Annotated in this window: 14 protein-coding genes; 4 read left to right on the forward strand and 10 right to left on the reverse strand. The window is 60.9% G+C overall.

All coding sequences use genetic code 11. The features are described from left to right. The 6 genes from BR41_RS05260 to xylA all read right to left on the reverse strand — a co-directional run. A partial coding sequence (locus tag BR41_RS05260; protein ID WP_156970569.1) for a helix-turn-helix domain-containing protein occupies window positions 1-246 on the reverse strand: 246 nt, incomplete at its 3' end. A gap of 131 nt (window positions 247-377) precedes the next feature. After that, window positions 378-1586: a sugar ABC transporter permease gene (locus BR41_RS05265; protein WP_084186850.1), complete on the reverse strand. Its 1209-nt coding sequence runs from the start codon at window positions 1584-1586 to the stop codon at window positions 378-380. A gap of 16 nt (window positions 1587-1602) precedes the next feature. After that, window positions 1603-3171 (reverse strand): D-xylose ABC transporter ATP-binding protein, encoded by a 1569-nt coding sequence (gene xylG / locus BR41_RS05270; RefSeq protein ID WP_035053841.1) that lies wholly within the window; start codon window positions 3169-3171, stop codon window positions 1603-1605. A 236-nt stretch (window positions 3172-3407) separates the two neighbouring features. Continuing rightward, window positions 3408-4439, reverse strand: coding sequence for a D-xylose ABC transporter substrate-binding protein (gene xylF / locus BR41_RS05275; protein ID WP_051710232.1), 1032 nt, complete (start codon window positions 4437-4439; stop codon window positions 3408-3410). A 97-nt stretch (window positions 4440-4536) separates the two neighbouring features. Then, the gene (gene xylB, locus BR41_RS05280; RefSeq protein ID WP_035053843.1) at window positions 4537-6012 is read right to left on the reverse strand and encodes a xylulokinase; all 1476 of its coding nucleotides are present in this window, start codon (window positions 6010-6012) and stop codon (window positions 4537-4539) included. 318 nt (window positions 6013-6330) lie between these two features. After that, complete coding sequence (gene xylA, locus BR41_RS05285; protein ID WP_035053845.1) at window positions 6331-7647, reverse strand: xylose isomerase; 1317 nt, start codon at window positions 7645-7647, stop codon at window positions 6331-6333. Window positions 7648-7933: 286 nt separating this feature from the next. Here xylA and BR41_RS05290 point away from each other — a divergent pair, with 286 nt between their 5' ends. Together BR41_RS05290 and BR41_RS05295 are read left to right on the forward strand one after the other, a co-directional pair. After that, window positions 7934-9157, forward strand: coding sequence for a XylR family transcriptional regulator (locus tag BR41_RS05290; protein ID WP_035053849.1), 1224 nt, complete (start codon window positions 7934-7936; stop codon window positions 9155-9157). 37 nt (window positions 9158-9194) lie between these two features. Continuing rightward, a complete protein-coding gene (locus BR41_RS05295) occupies window positions 9195-10229 on the forward strand; it encodes an aldose epimerase family protein (RefSeq protein ID WP_211251672.1) in 1035 nt (344 codons plus the stop codon). A gap of 514 nt (window positions 10230-10743) precedes the next feature. Here the strand turns inward: BR41_RS05295 and dapE are convergent. From dapE to BR41_RS05315, 4 genes are all read right to left on the reverse strand, one after another. Next, window positions 10744-11901 (reverse strand): succinyl-diaminopimelate desuccinylase, encoded by a 1158-nt coding sequence (gene dapE / locus BR41_RS05300; protein WP_051710235.1) that lies wholly within the window; start codon window positions 11899-11901, stop codon window positions 10744-10746. Continuing rightward, on the reverse strand, window positions 11901-12245 hold the full coding sequence (locus tag BR41_RS05305; RefSeq protein ID WP_035053855.1) for an ArsC family reductase: 345 nt from the start codon (window positions 12243-12245) through the stop codon (window positions 11901-11903). Before BR41_RS05305 ends, dapE begins: the two co-directional genes overlap by 1 nt. 104 nt (window positions 12246-12349) lie before the next feature. Then, window positions 12350-13513, reverse strand: a complete 1164-nt coding sequence (locus tag BR41_RS05310) for a PilT/PilU family type 4a pilus ATPase (protein ID WP_035053858.1) — start codon at window positions 13511-13513, stop codon at window positions 12350-12352. 32 nt (window positions 13514-13545) lie between these two features. Then, window positions 13546-15213 carry an AMP-binding protein gene (locus BR41_RS05315; RefSeq protein WP_035053860.1) on the reverse strand — a complete coding sequence of 556 codons (1668 nt, stop codon included), beginning with the start codon at window positions 15211-15213 and terminating at the stop codon, window positions 13546-13548. 207 nt (window positions 15214-15420) lie between these two features. On the opposite strand from BR41_RS05315, the gene rimP reads away from it, so the two are divergent. After that, a complete protein-coding gene (gene rimP / locus BR41_RS05320) occupies window positions 15421-15852 on the forward strand; it encodes a ribosome maturation factor RimP (RefSeq protein ID WP_035053862.1) in 432 nt (143 codons plus the stop codon). A gap of 51 nt (window positions 15853-15903) precedes the next feature. Next, entirely contained in the window at window positions 15904-17376 is a 1473-nt protein-coding gene (gene nusA, locus BR41_RS05325; RefSeq protein ID WP_035053864.1) for a transcription termination factor NusA, read from the forward strand. The last annotated feature ends 13 nt before the right edge of the window (window positions 17377-17389 follow it).

Consider the following 17389-nt stretch of genomic DNA (forward strand, 5'->3'; position numbering starts at 1 on the left):
GTCATGCAGCGCCAACAGCAGGGCTTCCAGCGCGCTGCTGCTGCGTGCCGGAGAGTGCAGGGGTCGGCGGGAGCGATCCTGCAACCCGGCGGCGCCGTGTTCAGCGAAGCGGGCCAGCCATTTGTAGCCGGTCTTGGGGCTGATGTTGAAGGCGTGGCACAGCGCACGGACATTGGCGCCGGGGGCTTGGGCCAGCAAGACGAATTCGTGGCGTGAGGACATGGTGGAATACTCCTTCCAAGGCATCGCCTGCTCCTGTGAATGGTAAGGCGATGATCATAAAAGGTGTTACCCATGTCTCCCGACAAGTGTTACCTATGTCTCCCGGCTGAACAGCGCGCTCAACCCAACCTACAGGGCTACATGACGAAGGCCGCTCACCGCCGCCCGCTGCGCGACACCACATCCACCCAAACGGCCAGCACCAGAATGCTGCCCTTCACGATCATCTGCCAGTAGGTATCCACGTCCAGCATCGACATGCCGTTGTCGAGGCTGGCCATCACCAGCGCCCCGATCAGCGCGCCCAGCACGGTGCCGGAGCCGCCGCGCATCGAAGTGCCGCCGATGAAGCAGGCCGCGATCGCATCCAGCTCGCCCATATTGCCGGCCGACGGCGAACCGGCCGCCATCCGCGCCGTGTTCACTAAACCCGCCAGCGCACACATCAAACCCATCAGGCCGAAGATGGCGAGCTTCACGCCTTGCACGTTCACGCCAGACAAACGCGTGGCCTCCATATTACTGCCCACCGCGTAGATGCGGCGGCCGAACACGGTCTGATTGGCGATGTAGGTAAACACCCCGAGCAGCACCAGCAGGATCAGCACCGGCACCGGGATGCCGTCATAGGCGTTCAGCACTTTGACGAAGGCGACGATGCCCACGCCATAGGCAATGACCTTGGCCGCATCGCGCCAGAGCGGGGCGAGTGGCAGGCCGTATTTGGTGCGGTTCTGCCGCTGCCGCCAAGTGATGAAGACCAGCAGCGCGAACATGGCCAAGGCCAGACCGTCGCCCACCAGCGTGGAGAGATAACCCTGCCCGAACCACACCAGTCCTTCGGATACCGGCGCGATGGTCAGGCCGCCCGTCACGCCCAGCAAGATGCCGCGAAACGCCAGCATGCCGCCGAGGCCGACGATGAAGGAGGGCACGCGCAGGTAGGCGGTCCAGTAGCCGTTAAACAGACCGATCAGCACGCCCAACCCGAGCACGATGGCGATGTTGAGCGGCAGTGGCACTTTGTAGATCACGTCCAGCACCGCCGCCACGCCACCCAGCAGCCCAAGCAGCGAGCCGACCGAGAGATCGATTTCGCCGGAGATGATCACGAACACCATGCCGCAGGCGAGCATGCCGGTGATCGACATCTGCCGCAGCAGGTTGGAGAAGTTGCGTGGCGAGAGGAAACCGCCTTGTGTCTTCCAGGCAAAGAAGGCCCAGATCAGCGCAATGGCGATCAGCAGCGCCAGCATCTTGTACTGGCTGAACAGCTGCTTGAGCCGGGCTGTGTTCGGGCCGCTGGCGGGCGGATTGGTGGACTTGGGCGCGTCGAGCGCGACGGTATGGGTTGAGCTGTTCATGGTTGTATGGGCGCGGTCACGCCACGGCCTCCTCGGGAGCGGCAGGTTGATTGGACGGAATAGCGTTCACATTGATGGCCGCGGCCAGCACGGTTTCCTGCGTCAGTCCCTGATTGATGAAATCCCCGCGCAACCGGCCTTCGCCGACTACCAGCACGCGGTCGCTGATGCCGAGCACTTCCGGCAATTCGGACGACACCATGATCACGGCGACGCCTTCGGCCGCCAGATCGATGATCAGTTTGTAGATTTCGTACTTCGCGCCGACATCCACGCCACGGGTGGGCTCATCCAGGATCAGCACGCGGGGTTTGGGTTGCAGCATCTTGGCCAGCACGGCTTTTTGCTGGTTGCCGCCGGATAGCCCGGTGATGGGCAGGAAGGGGCTGGCGGTCTTGAGGCGCAGCCGGGCGATTTCGCCGTGGACGGTCTGCAGCTCTGCCTCTTGATCGACTTTGCCCCGGCGCGAGAATTGATCCAGCACCGACAGCGTGATGTTCTGGCCCACGCCCAGATCCGGCACGATGCCATGTTGCTTGCGGTCTTCCGGCACCATGCACAGGCCGGCGCGGATCGCTTTCAACGGGGTGGAAACATCGATCTGCTGGCCGTTCAGCCAGACTTCGCCGCTGTGCTTGCCCGGATACGCGCCGAACAGCGCGGAGACCAGCTCGGTGCGGCCAGCGCCGACCAGGCCGGCAATGCCGACGATCTCGCCCCGGCGCACGCTGAACGAGATGTCGTCCACCTTCTTGCGCTCCGGCCGATTCACGTCGAAACAGGTGATGTTGCGTGCCTCGAAGACGACCTCGCCGACATCATGTTCACGCGGTGGGTAGAGCGCATCGATCTCGCGGCCGACCATCAGCGACACGATGTGATCGACATCCAGCGTGGTCATCGGCTGGGTGGCGATGTGGCGGCCATCACGGATCACGCTGATGGTGTCGCAGACGGCGGCGACTTCATCGAGCTTGTGCGAGATATATACGCAGGCGACGCCTTTCTGTTTCAGGTCGCGAATGATGTCGAGCAGCACGGCGATTTCGGAGGCGCTGAGCGAGGACGAGGGTTCGTCCAGAATCAGCAGCTTGGCGCGTTTGTTGATCGCCTTGGCGATCTCGATCAGCTGCTGGTGGCCGCCGCCGTAATTCAGTACCGGCAGCGCCACGTTCATTTCCGGCATCTTCAGCTCGCGCACCAGTTCGTCGGCACGCTGATACATCGCGGCATAGTTCATCCGCCCGCCGGGCAAGGTGATCTCGTGACCGAGGAAGATGTTCTCCGCCACCGACAGCTGCGGCACCAGCATCAGCTCCTGATGAATGATGACGATGCCGGCCGCTTCGGTTTCGCGGATCGAACGCGCCTGCAGCGGCTGACCTTCCCAACGGATTTCGCCCTCCCACGTGCCATGCGGATACACGGCGGAGAGCACTTTCATCAGCGTCGATTTGCCGGCACCGTTCTCGCCGCACAGCCCGACACACTCGCCGGGCCGCACCTTGAGATCGATGCCATTCAGTGCGCGCACGCCGGAGAATTCCTTGACGATGCCGCGCATTTCCAACAGGTATTCGGACATGGGTTTGCTCGAAATTCAAAAACTAGGTCTTGAACCACAGAGGGCACAGCGATCCACAAAGAAAGGCCAGTGCGAGGTTTTTGTAGGAGCGAGCTTGCTCGCGATGGCGGCGTTGAATTCGTCACCATTGCTATCGCGAGCAAGCTCGCTCCTACAGGTGTCCCTCTCAATCGGTTTTGGTTTTCTCTGTGTGCTCTGTGGTCCTCAGTGGTTCAAGATTTTCGGTTTAGCCGGCCTTACTGCCCGCTAATCTGCGCCTGCGTATAGAACCCGTCCTTCACCAGCACATCGACATTCGCCTTGGTGAGTTCGGTCGGCTTGAGCAGGATGGTGTCGACCTTCTTGGCCCCGTTGTCGTACTGGCCGTTGAAGGTCGGCTTCTCGCTGCGGGCCAGTTGCACCGACAGCTTGGCGGCTTCGGTGGCGATCAGCTTCAGCGGCTTGTAGACCGTCATCGTCTGCGTGCCGGCCACTACGCGCTTGATGGCGGCGAGGTCGGCGTCCTGACCGGAGACGGGCACCTTGCCGGCCAGCTTCTGCGCCGCCAGCGCCTGGATCGCGCCGCCGGCAGTGCCGTCGTTGGAGGCGACGATGGCGTCGATCTTGTTGTTGTTGGCGGTCAATGCGTCTTCAACAATGCGCAGCGCTTCGGACGGATTCCATTCCTTCACCCACTGCTGGCCGACCACCTTGATGTCGCCCTTGTCGATATACGGCTTGAGCACCTTCATCTGGCCTTCGCGCAGCATCTTGGCGTTGTTGTCGGTGGGCGAGCCGCCGAGCAGGTAGTAGTTGCCCTTTGGCTTGGCCTTGAGCACGCCCTCGGCCTGCATCTCGCCGACCTTGGCGTTATCGAACGAGATGTAGGCATCCACATCCGCATTCAGGATCAGCCGGTCGTACGACACGACCTTGATGCCGGCCTTCTTGGCTTCCTTGATGGTGTTGGTGAGCACGGTGGCATTGAACGGCACGATCACGATTACATCTACACCGCGTGAAATCAGGTTTTCGATCTGCGAAATCTGCCGTTGTTCGCTGGCATCGGCCGATTGCACGAACACCTTGGCACCGAGCTTTTCTGCCGCGGCGGTGAAGAAATCGCGATCGCGCGCCCAGCGCTCAACGCGCAGATCGTCGATCGAAAAGCCGATCTTCGGGTTGGCCGCATCCGCCCAGGCGGCGGTAGGGGCGGCGAACATCGCTACGGTGGCGCTGGCGGCGACCAAGGATGACAACAGCGACGACGACAACAGTGTTTTTTTCATGATGCTCGACTCCTGGAATGGGGAATTGCTTGGGGGCTGCTCTGGCACCCGTGACACGGGTGGGCGGTGAACAGCCGGTTCCGCCGGGAAACTCGGTTCAGGTTTGCAGCAGCGGCAGCAACTGGCGATACAGCTGGCGGAATACCGGCCGGCGCACGTCGCGGAAGAAGTCATGGCGTTCGGTGTTGGGCGTGTAGACCGCCTGCAATGCCGGTGTCGGGCAGACATCGCTCAGCGTGGCGCCGGGCTCGACGGCCAACCACGCCAACCGGGCCGCACCCAAGGCTGGGCCGACTTCGCCACCGGCGCGGCGGGTGAGGGGGCGGCCGGCAATGTCGGCCAGCATCTGCGCCCAATAGCTGCTGCGCGAGCCGCCGCCGATCAGGGTGATTTCATCTGGCTGCACGCCTGTGGCTTCGAGTGCCTGGATGCCATCGAGCAACCCCAAGCCGACGCCTTCGAGCGTGGCGTTGGCAAGATCGGCCGGGGTGGTCGCGGCGGTCAGGCCAAAGAACACGCCTTTGGCGGCCGGGTTGTTGTGCGGAGTGCGCTCGCCGCTCAGATAAGGCAGGAAGGTCGGCGTGGCCGCATGCAAACCACGCGCTTCAGCTGCGGCCAACAAAGCAGGGACATCGGCAAAGCCGGCGATACTGGCGGTGAAATCAAGGCAGGCGGCGGCACTAAGCATCACCGACATCAAATGCCAGGTATTGGGCAGCGCATGACAGAAGCTGTGCACCGCGCAGTCGGGATTGGCGCGAAAGCCGTCGCTGGCGGCGAAGTACACGCCGGACGTGCCGAGCGACAACATGGCCTGACCGGGCCGGACGATGCCCGCGCCAATGGCCCCGGCGGCGTTATCGCTCGCGCCGGCCACCACCGGGATTTGACCCAGGCCGAAACGGGCGGCGATGGCGGGTTTGAGGCGGCCGGTGATCTGGTTGCCCTCATACAGCTTGGGCATGTGGCCACGGCTTAGGCCGGTGGCGGCGAGCAGTTCGTCAGACCAGTCACGCCGGGCGACATCCAGCCAGAGCGTGCCGGCTGCATCGGATAGATCGGTCGCGTAGTCACCAGTGAGTTGATAACGCAGGTAGTCTTTCGGCAGCAGCACCGTGGCGGTGCGAGCGAAGACGTCCGGTTCGTGCTTGGCGACCCACAACAATTTGGGGGCAGTGAAGCCGGGCATCATCAGGTTGCCGCCGATGGTGCGCGCGGCCGGTACGCGGTGCTCGATTTCCTCGCATTCGGCAAAGGCACGGCCGTCGTTCCACAAGATGGCCGGGCGCAAGACCGCCCCTTGCTGATCCAGCAGCGTGGCACCGTGCATCTGGCCGGTGAGGCCAATGGCTTCGATGCAGCTGGTGGCAATGCCTTGTGCCGCCGCCAAAGCAAGGAGTTGGCCCAGTGCGGTTTCACACGCGGCCCACCAATCGGCCGGGTCTTGCTCGCTCCACAAGGGCTGCGGGCGGGATACAGCGAGGGGGGCGGTGGCGCTGGCGGCAACGGTGCCATCGCGTTGCAGCAGGATGGCTTTCAGGCCGGAAGTGCCAAGGTCGATACCGATAAACATGATGGGCGAATGCTCTGGTTTGGTGCGTTCAAGAGGGGCTTGCACCGTTGCAGACAGGTTCGCTTGTAGTCAGATGTGCAGCAATTACAAAATCCGCCGAGCGAGGTCATGTTTTTTTGCAAATGGGGGATGGCGCGGCGTTCGAACTGTGCGGCATTTGTTCCCTCTCCCACGTATGGGAGAGGGCTAGGGAGAGGGAAGTGCGCTGCTTGGCACAGATCCCGCCGCATAAAAAAACGCGCCCATGGGAGCGCGTTGTGAAGGAGACACCGGTACCTTGCGTGAGACCGGTATCCCAAGGAAGAAGGTGAGCGGCACTCAGCCGTAGATGTAGCGGTTGACGACGTTCTCCAGCCGCTCCTGTTCGCCACTGACCGCATGCGGGTTCAGATTGCTGGCCGTGGCATGTTCCGCCAAGGCGGCCAGCGAATATTCACCGCCCAGAATCCCGCGCCCAAGGCCGCCATCCCAGCCGGCGTAGCGTTGCGTCTTGTACTGCGCCAGCAGATCGTTTTCGATCATCTTGGCAGCGTTTTTCAGCCCCAATGCCAGTACATCCATGCCGCCAACGTGGCCGTGGAACAGGTCGGCTGGGGCGAGGCTTTGCCGGCGGACTTTGGAGTCGAAGTTGTAGCCGCCGGTGGTAAAGCCGCCGCCCTTGAGGATTTCGTAGGTCGCCAGCGTGATTTCTTCGACGCTGTTGGGAAACTGGTCGGTATCCCAGCCGTTTTGCGGGTCGCCGCGGTTGGCGTCGATGCTGCCGAAGATGCCGAGCGATACAGCGGTGGCGATTTCGTGCTGGAAGCTGTGACCGGCCAGCGTGGCGTGGTTGGCTTCGATGTTGACCTTGATCTCCCGCTCCAGCCCGAAGTCCTTGAGGAAGCCGTACACGGTGGCGCTGTCGTAGTCGTACTGGTGCTTGGTGGGTTCCTGCGGCTTGGGTTCGATCAGGATCGCGCCGCTGAAACCGAGCTTGTACTTGTGCTCGACCACCATCTGCATGAAGCGGCCCAGTTGATCGCGTTCGCGTTTCAAGTCGGTGTTGAGCAGTGTTTCGTAGCCTTCGCGACCGCCCCACAGCACGTAGTTCGCCCCGCCCAAACGCTGGGTGGCGTCTATGGCGCTGCGCACTTGCGCGGCGGCGTAGGCGAAGACTTCCGGATTCGGATTGCTGGCCGCACCGGCGGCGTAGCGCGGGTTGGAGAAGCAGTTGGCGGTGCCCCACAGTGGCTTGATGCCGGTTTCTTCCTGCTTCTGCGCCAGCACGTCGACCATGGCGGCGAAGTTGTTGCGGTAGTCCTTGAGGCTGCTGCCCTCGGGGGCGACGTCGGTGTCGTGGAAGGTGTAGTAGGGCACGCCGAGCTTGGCGAAGAATTCGAAGGCGGCATCGGCTTTCTTGCGGGCCAGCTCCAGCGCATCGCCGCCCTGATGCCAGGCACGGTTGAAGGTGCCGACGCCGAACACGTCCGAACCCGGCCAGACAAAGGTGTGCCAGTAACAGGCGGCGATGCGCAGGTGCTCATCCATGCGCTTGCCGAGGATCAACTGGTCCGCGTTGTAGTGGCGGAAAGCGAGCGGGTTGGTGGTCTCGGTGCCCTCAAAGCGGATGGGGGCGATGGATTCGAAGTAGGACATGGGAGATGGCTCCGGCGAATTGGGGGAGGGCTCAGAGCTGTTAACAAAACCCAGCGTAGCGGTGCTGGCTAGGCGTGCGAAGCGCAGGCAGTACAAGTCGTACGACAAGCGAGCACAACAACGCCAGCAGGGTTTTGTTAACAGCTCGAAACATGGACGCATGCTGCCAGCCGTAGTCGCCGCCCAACAATTACGAAATCCGCCAGCCGGGTGAGTGATTCTGCTTAGTGTGCCCATGCACGGGGCATGCGAGCCTAGAATGCGTCGAACGCCCTGGAGTTCTTTCATGCCATCACCGACCACGCACCGCATCGCGCTCCTGTTCAACGCCAACAAGATCTATGACCGCGAAATCATTACCGGCATCGGCGCGTATCTTTCGAGCACCCGCGTGGCGTGGGATCTGTTTCTGGAAGAGGACTTCCGCTGCCGGCTTTCCGGTATCGAGCAGTGGGCGGGCGACGGCATCATTGCGGATTTCGACGACCCGGCCGTACGCGAGGTCTTGAGCCACAGCCGTTTGCCGGTGGTCGCCATTGGCAGCTCATATGAAAACGAACGTGATTACCCGGTGGGCGTGCCCTATATCGCCACCGACAATTTCAAGCTGATCCGCCTTGCCTACGACCATCTGATCGAGGCCGGCCTGACCCGCTTCGCGCTCTACAGCCTGCCCGAATCGCCGCAGAACCATTGGGCGCAGGAACGGGAAAAGGCATTCAGCAAGCTATTGGAGTCTGATGGACTAGTGGGCGATGGTGTCGAACCCAGCATCTATCGCGGCTCGGCCACCAGTGCGCAAGGATGGAATACGGCGGTGGAGGCGTTGACCGAATGGGTGCGGGCGTTGCCCAAGCCGGTCGGCATCATCGCCGTCACCGATGCGCGGGCGCGGCAGTTGCTGCAGGCTTGTTTGATGGCGGGTATTCCGGTGCCGGAAGAAGTGGCGCTGATCGGCATCGACAACGATCCACTGGCGCGCACGCTTACGCGTATTCCGCTGTCGTCGGTGGCGCAGGGCACCGAGGAAATGGGCCGTACCGCCGCGCACTTGTTGCACCAGATGCTGCACGGCGCGCGTTTATCCGCGACGCGCATTCTGGTGCCGCCGGTGGGTATTAACGTATTGGCCTCCAGCAAGCACGAGCCATTGAACAGCCCTTATGTAATGCGTGCCCGCCATTACATCCGCCAATACGCCTGCCAGGGCATCAAGACCGAACAGGTGGCCGATTATGTGGGCGTGTCGCGTTCATCGCTGGAAAGCTATTTCCGCCGCGAACTCGGCTGTACCGTGCATCAGGAAATCCTGCGGTTCAAACTCGATATCGCCAAGACCATGCTGGAACAGGACAATGCCAGCAGCGCCGACATCGCCGTGCGCTGCGGCTTTACCTCGCTGCAATACATGTACGCGGTGTTCAAGCGCGAACTCGGCTGCACGCCCAAGGAATATCTGGATCGCCAGCTTGCCCGCAAGCTGGTGGCATCCGCCGGCTCGCTCTCCTGAGCCGATGACCTTTCTCTAAACTCCCACCAAAAACAACATGCTAACCATGACTGCCTTCCCCATTACCTCCGCCCCATGGGGCGACGCTACCCTGTACACCCTGCGCAATGCCCAAGGCATGCGAGTGACCATCAGCGACCTCGGCGCGACGATGGTCAACTGGTTCGCCCCCGATCGCTCCGGGCGCATGGCTGATGTGCTGCTGGGCTGGAACGAGCAAGCGCAATATCGCGACAACAGCTGCTACTTCGGCAGCGTGGTCGGGCGCTGGGCCAACCGGATTCGCGATGGCCGCTTTACGCTGGATGGCGTGGATTATCAGGTGGATCAGAATCAGGGCCAAACGCATCTGCATGGCGGGCACACGGGCTTCCATCACCGTCGCTGGCATGCCAAGACCGAAGGCGATACCTTGCATTTGTCGCTGGTGTCGCCCGAAGGCGATGCCGGTTTCCCCGGCACCTTGCACACCGAAGTGAGCTACCGGCTCGATGACGAGGGCACGCTGCTGCTGGATTACTGCGCGGTGAGCGATGCGGCGACGCCGGTCAATCTGACGTCACACGCCTATTTCAACCTCAACGGCGGCGAAGCGGGCATTGGCGATCATCTGATCCAGATCGACGCCGACGAATATCTCAAGATCGACAGTGTTTCCATTCCGGTCGAACAGGTTGATGTGGCGGGTAGTGCATTCGATTTCCGCCAGCCCGCACCCATCGGTACGCGGCTGGATTGGCCGGATGGGCAGTTGGCGCTCGCCAGTGGCTTCGATCATTGCTATTGCCTGAATGGCGAGGCCAATCGACTGCGGCCCGTCGCGACTGTTTACGACCCGACCTCCGGCCGTGAACTGACCGTGGCGACCAGCGAGCGCGGTTTGCAGTTCTATACCGGCAACTTTCTGGACGGCGTTGCTGGCCGGCGCGATTACCGCTCGCACGATGGCTTTTGCCTGGAGGCGCAGGCGTATCCGGATCAGGTGAATGGGGCGGATGCCGAGCGGGCGATCTTGCGGCCGGGGGAGATGTATCGGCAGCAGACGAGTTATCGGCTTGGGGTGCGGCGGTAAGGGTTGAGTTAGGCGATAAAGTTATGCGCCTATGGCGCGGTTAAAGGCGTTACAGCGGGAGTTCGTCCCGCGGGCCGACTCACTTTCTTTGTCTCGCCAAAGAAAGTAAGCCAAGAAAGGCGACCCTGCAAAAGCGTCTGTCGCAAGCGCCAGATTCCCCCGCCAGCCAGCCCGTCACGGGCGGGAATCGAAAACTCGGGCTAAAGCCCTCAAACACTCGATCCCCGACCCCCCCGTGCCGGACTGTCTGGCGGGGCGCTTTTGAAAGGGGGGCAGACCATCTACTCCCCGGCCCTCTTCTTGAAGAAGAGGGTGACTTGGGTTGATGCAGCAATGGTGTTTCGTGTTGCGATGCTAGTGTTTTCCTCCCCTCGCCCGTTTACGGGAGAGGGGCTGGGGGTGAGGGTGCTTGCAAAGGGCCAAGTTCGTTACGGCGCAATGCCCTGCGGGGATTGCGCCCCAGGCTCAGGTGCTTTGCTCGATCGCAAACAGGCTCTGAGAGCCAAACGTTCGATCAGGCGATCAACCGTTCCAGCACACCCAGATAAACCTGCGACAGCTTCGGCACATCCTCGACCGCCACGCACTCGTTGAGCTTGTGGATGGTCTTGTTGATCGGGCCGAATTCGACCACTTCCGGGCAATGCTTGGCGATGAAACGACCATCCGATGTGCCACCGGTGGTGTTGAGCTGTGGCTCGAAGCCGACCACGTCTTTCACCGCGCCCTTGATCGCATGGATCAGCTGGCCGTGATCGGTGAGGAAGGGTTCGCCAGACAATGACCAAGCCAATTCATAGTCAAAATCGAACGCATCGAGAATCGCATGCACCTTGGCCTTCAGGCTGTCAGCAGTGTTCTCGGTGCTGAAGCGGAAGTTGAACAAGGCTTCGGCCGTGCCGGGAATGACGTTGGTCGCGCCGGTGCCGCTGTGCAGGTTCGAGACTTGCCAGGTGGTCGGCGGGAAGTAGGCATTGCCTTTATCCCACTCGGTCTCGGCCAATTTGGCCAAGGCCGGGGCGATCAGGTGGATCGGGTTGTTGGCGAGGTGCGGGTAGGCGATATGCCCTTGCACGCCATGCACGGTCAGGTGGCCGGAGAGCGAGCCGCGGCGGCCGTTCTTGATGGTGTCGCCGAACACTTCCGCGCTGGTCGGTTCGCCGACGATGCAGTAATCGATGGCTTCACCACGGGCCTTGAGCGCTTCGACCACTTTGACGGTGCCATCGTGCGCCGGGCCTTCTTCGTCCGAGGTGATCAGGAAGGCGATCGAGCCCTTCGGCTTGGGATTCTTGGCGAGGAAGGCTTCGGTCGCAGTCACGAAGGCGGCGAGCGAGGCTTTCATGTCGGCCGAGCCGCGCCCGAACAGGTGACCGTCGCGGATATCCGGCGAGAACGGGTCGGAGTGCCAGCGGTCGAGCGGGCCGGTGGGGACGACGTCGGTATGGCCGGCGAACATTAGCACCGGGCCGGCATCGCCCAAGCGTGCCCACAGGTTGTCGACATCGCCGAAGCGCATCGGCTCGATCTTGAAACCGAGGGCTTCCAGTCGCCTTGCCATGATCTGCTGGCAGTTGGCGTCGTCCGGCGTGACGGATGCTTGTTTCAGTAGCTGGACCGTAAGTGCCAGCGTGGGGTCCGGTTGCGCCGGAGCGTTTGATTCAACAGCCATTATTTCTGCAATGCCTCGTAGCGTTCGGGTGTGAATCCGACAAAAACCCCGCCATTGTAGTCAAGTACCGGCCGTTTGATGACAGATGGATTAGCGAGCATCACGGCAATGGCGGAATCGGCATCGACGACACTCGCCTTGGTGGCGTCGTCGAGCTTGCGCCAGGTGGTGCCGGCCTTGTTCACCAGCGGCTCCCAGCCGATCTTGCCGATCCAGCTGGTCAAGAGTTCGGGCGTGACGCCGTCTTTCTTGAAATCGTGCCAGTCGTAGGCGACTTCTTTGTTAGCCAGCCAGGTGCGGGCTTTCTTGACGGTGTCGCAATTGGGAATGCCGTAGAGCTTCATCTGTGTTCCTGTGTGTCGCGCGCCATTGCCGGGCAGAAACGGCGCGAGGCCGCAGGGTGCGGCCTCGGTGCGGGTGGCGATGTATGAGACGAGCGAATTGTGCCTCAGTGCAATTCGATATTGAAGTCGGCGTCGATCGCTTGCGGAGGCGGGGCGGAGGCCAGCGCGGATTCATTGGGCGCCGGGCGCGGCGGCGGGGTGAGGTCTTCCGGCTTGGCGTTGTTCACCATCCACGAGAGATTGGTGGCCGAATCGGCGTTGCGTAGCGCTTCGTCCAGTTCGATCTCGCCGCTGATGTAGAGCCGGAACAGCGCTTGCTCGAATGTCACCGAGCCTTCGGTCAGCGATTGCTCCATGGCTTCCTTGATCTCGGACAGCTGGCCGTTGCGGATCAATTCGGCGATGCGCGGGGTGTTGAGCATGACTTCGACCGCCGGTACGAGTTTGCCTTCCTTGTTGCGTATCAGTCGTTGCGAAACGATGGCCCGCAACGAGGTCGATAGATCGTACAGCAGCGATTCGCGCGCATCCTGCGGGAAGAAGTTCACGATGCGGCTCATCGAGTGGTAGCTGTTGTTGGCGTGCAGGGTCGACAGGCACAAGTGACCGGCCTGGGCGTACTGCATGGCATGCATCATGGTTTCGCGGTCGCGGATTTCACCGATCATCAGCACGTTTGGCGCTTCGCGCATGGCGTTTTTCAACGCATCGCCGTAGCTCTTGGTGTCGATGCCGACCTCGCGCTGGTTGAACAGCGACTTCTTGTGCGGGTGCATGAACTCGACCGGGTCTTCCAGCGTGAGGATATGGCCGGCGTGGTTGGTGTTGCGGTAGTTGAGCATCGACGCCATGGTCGACGACTTGCCCGACCCGGTCGCGCCAACCACGAGGATGATGCCGTGCTTTTGCATCACCAGGTCTTGCAGCACCTCGGGCATGCGCAGCTCGGCAATCGATGGCGGCTCGACCCGGATATACCGCGCCACCATCGCCACTGCGCCGCGCGCCCGGAACACGTTGATCCGGAAGCGCCCGACGCCCGGCACCGGCACCGCGAAGTTCATTTCCCAGTCTCTTTCGAACTCGGCGATCTGCTCCGGAGTCATCAACTGGTACACCAGCTGCTTGACGTGATCGGCGTTCAATACCTGGTTGTTGGCCGGTCTACAGTTGCCGTTGATCTTGATGACGACTGGCGAGTGCGATGCCAGAAACAGATCGGATGCCTGATGTTCGGCCATCAGCTTGAAAAACGGCAACAGGTTCATGGCAGCGGTCCTGGGTAGGTTCGCGTGGGCGATTAATTCGGCCTGAGTTCCCGGCGCAGAATCTTGCCCACGTTGGATTTTGGCAATTGGTCACGGAATTCGACCTGACGCGGCACCTTGTAGCTGGTCAGCCGCTCGCGGGCGAATTCGATCACGCTTTTTTCAGTCAAAGCCGGGTCTTTCTTGACGATGAAGACTTTCACCGCCTCGCCGGATTTGTCATCCGGCACGCCGATACAAGCAACTTCGACGATACCGGGGTGTTCGGCAATCGCATCTTCGACTTCGTTGGGATAAACGTTGAAGCCGGAGACCAGAATCATGTCCTTCTTGCGGTCGGCAATCCGGAAAAAGCCGGTCGGCGACATGATCGCCACATCGCCAGTGGCGAGATAACCGTCCTCGCCGAGTACCTTGGCGGTTTCATCCGGTCGCTGCCAGTAGCCTTTCATGACTTGCGGGCCCTTGATGAAGAGCTCGCCTGCTTCGCCGGCTGGCAACACCGCGCCCGTGTCGTTGCGGATCTGCGCATCGGTCGACGGGATCGGGAGGCCGATCATGCCATTGTATTCCTTGAGCGTCATCGGATTGATCATCGCTGCCGGCGAGGTTTCAGTCAGGCCATACGCCTCGACCAGCGGCGTTTTGGTGATTTGCTTCCATTTGTCCGCGACTGCGTGCTGCACCGCCATGCCGCCGCCGAGTGCGAGCTTCCAAGTGGAGAAATCAAGCTTGGCAAAGTCGGCGTTGTTGAGGAGCGCATTGAAGAGCGTGTTCACGCCGGTGATGCAGGTGACGCGATACTTGCCCATTTCCTTGACGAAACCGGGGATGTCGCGCGGATTGGTGATCAACAGGTTGGTCGCGCCAACCTTGGAGAACACCATGCAATTCGCTGTCAAACAGAAGATGTGATAAAGCGGCAGGGCGGTGACGATGAGTTCTTTGCCTTCGTCCACCGCATCCTTGATCCAGGCATGTGCCTGCTGCATGTTGGAGACGATATTGCCGTGGGTGAGCATCGCACCCTTGGCGACGCCGGTGGTGCCACCGGTGTATTGCAGGAAGGCGATGTCTTCATGCGTCAACGTCACCGGGGTGAGCTTGGCGTTGCGGCCACGCGCCAGCGCGGTGTTGAAATCGATGGAGCCTGGCAGCGAGAAGGCCGGCACCATTTTCTTCACATATTTGACGGCAGCGTTGATGAGCCAGCGTTTCGGGATGGGCAGGAGATCACCGATCTCGGTCACGATCACTTGCTTGAGCGAGGCTTTGTCGTGTGCTTCGGTCTTTTCGAGCGTGTGGGCGAAATTGGCGAGGATGAGGATGGCCTCGGCGCCCGAATCCTTGAGTTGATGGCCCAGCTCGCGTGGCGTGTAGAGGGGATTCACGTTCACGACGATCAGACCGGCTTTGAGAATGCCGAAAATCGCCGCCGGGTATTGCAGCAGATTGGGCATCATCACCGCCACGCGTGCGCCGCGCGGCAGTTTGAGATCGTTCTGGAGATAAGAGGCGAAGGCCGTGGCCAGGCGATCGAGCTCTGAATAGGTGATCGCGTGTCCCATGTTGATGAAGGCGTCGCGGTCAGGAAAACGGGCTACGGTGCGGTCCATCACGGCCGGAATCGAGCCGAATTCATGAATGTCTACTTCTTGGGGAATTCCTTGCGGGTAGCTCGCGAGCCAAGGCCTATCCATTCAATTATCTCCTCTGGGTAATTCGTAACTGTAGTGACGTCGGCTGCCAGGCAGCAAGCGACAAGAGCGACTAGTTTCGCCAAGTGGTTGTTTCTGTTAGAATCGGGGCTATTCCCTATTAGGCGGTATGAACAGGGGAGTCCTTTGGAAATGGGCGCAGTTTTGCAGCCCATTTTTTGTTTGTGGCGTTTGTGAACGAAGGAAAGTATGGCCAATTTGCAAGACGTGCTGGATTCGACGCTGCCGGGCCTCGGTTACGAGCTGGTCGATCTGGAACTGGCGCACAACGGCCTGGTGCGCCTTTTTATCGACAAGCCGGGCGGCATCACGGTAGACGACTGCGTGACAGTGAGCAATCACCTGTCGCGCTTGCTCATGGTTGAAAACATTCCCTATGAGCGCTTGGAGGTGTCGTCACCCGGCCTGGATCGGGCGCTGAAAAAACCGGAGGACTTCGTCCGTTACGCCGGTCAGAAAGTAAAAGTGAGATTGCGGATGCCACTGCCGGACAAGCGCAAGCGTTTTGTCGGCACGCTCGTTGGCTTTGAAGACGACGCGGTGGTGGTGGAAGTGGATGGCGAGCAGCTGAAGCTGCCGCAAGCACAAATCGACAAAGTGCGGCTTGAGCCGCAGTTTTGAGTTTGCAAGCATATTGGACGCTTGTGCGGGCTTTGGAAGGGTAAATGAACAATGAGCCGTGAAATCCTGTTGCTGGTCGATGCACTGGCACGTGAAAAGAATGTAGAGAAAGACGTAGTGTTTACCGCGCTGGAAATGGCGCTGGCATCTGCCACCAAGAAACGTTACGAAGATGAAGTGGATATTCGCGTCGAAATCGATCGCGATACGGGCGATTACCGCTCGTTCCGCGTCTGGACCGTGGTGGAAGACAACGACCACGAGGAGCCAAGCCGCCAGATCGCCATTACCGATGCACCGGATTACGACAAGGATCTGCAGTTGGGCGAAACCTGGGAAGAAGAGCTGGAGCCCATCGAGTTCGGCCGCATCGGCGCGCAAACCGCCAAGCAGGTCATTTTGCAAAAGATCCGCGATGCGGAGCGTGAGCAGAATCTGAACGATTTCCTGCAACGTCGCGAACATATCGTTTCGGGCAACATCAAGCGCATCGAGCGTGGCAACGCCATCATCGAACTCGGCAAGCTGGAAGCCATCCTGCCGCGCGATCAGATGATCCCGAAGGAAAACCTGCGTGTTGGCGACCGTGTACGCGCCTTCCTGCTGCGTATCGATCGTCTGGGCCGTGGCCCGATGCTGGTGCTGTCGCGTACCGTGCCGGATTTCATGGCCAAGCTGTTCGAGATGGAAGTGCCGGAAATCGAAAACGGCCTGATCGAACTCAAGGGCGTGGCGCGTGATGCCGGCGCCCGCGCCAAGATCGCCGTCAAGTCGAACGACCAGCGCGTTGATCCGCAAGGTACTTGTATCGGCGTGCGTGGTACTCGCGTCAACGCGGTGACCAATGAACTTGCCGGCGAGCGCGTCGACATCATCCTGTGGTCGCCAGACCCGGCCCAGTTCGTCATCGGCGCGCTGAGCCCGGCCGAAGTGAATTCGATCATCGTCGACGAAGACAACCACAGCATGGACGTGGTGGTCGACGAAGACAATCTCGCGATGGCAATCGGCCGTGGCGGTCAGAACGTGAAGCTTGCTTCCGAGCTGACCGGCTGGAAGCTCAACATCATGACCGTCGAGCAAGCCGAAGAGAAACACGAAGAAGAGTTCACCAAGGTGCGCGAACTCTTCATGCAGGCGCTCGACGTCGATGAAGACGTGGCCGACGTGCTGGTGCAAGAAGGCTTCAACACACTGGAAGAAGTCGCCTACGTACCGCTGGCCGAAATGCTGGAGATCGAAGGCTTTGACGAAGACACCGTCAACGAGCTGCGTTCCCGCGCTCGCGATGCCTTGCTCACGCAAGCCATCGTTCGCGAAGAAAAGCTCGAGCATCAGGCTGAAGATTTGAAGACCCTGGACGGCATGACGGCAGAACTCGCCGCTGCGCTGGCCGAACACGATATCCACACGCGCGACGACCTGGCCGAACTTGCCGTGGACGAGCTGACCGAAATCACCGACATCGATGAAGAAGCAGCGAAGCAACTGATTCTGAAGGCCCGCGAGCACTGGTTCGCGTAATTGCTCGTTGAGG

It is taken from the genome of Andreprevotia chitinilytica DSM 18519, from assembly GCF_000711875.1.
In the GTDB taxonomy this organism is placed as follows: domain Bacteria; phylum Pseudomonadota; class Gammaproteobacteria; order Burkholderiales; family Chitinibacteraceae; genus Andreprevotia; species Andreprevotia chitinilytica.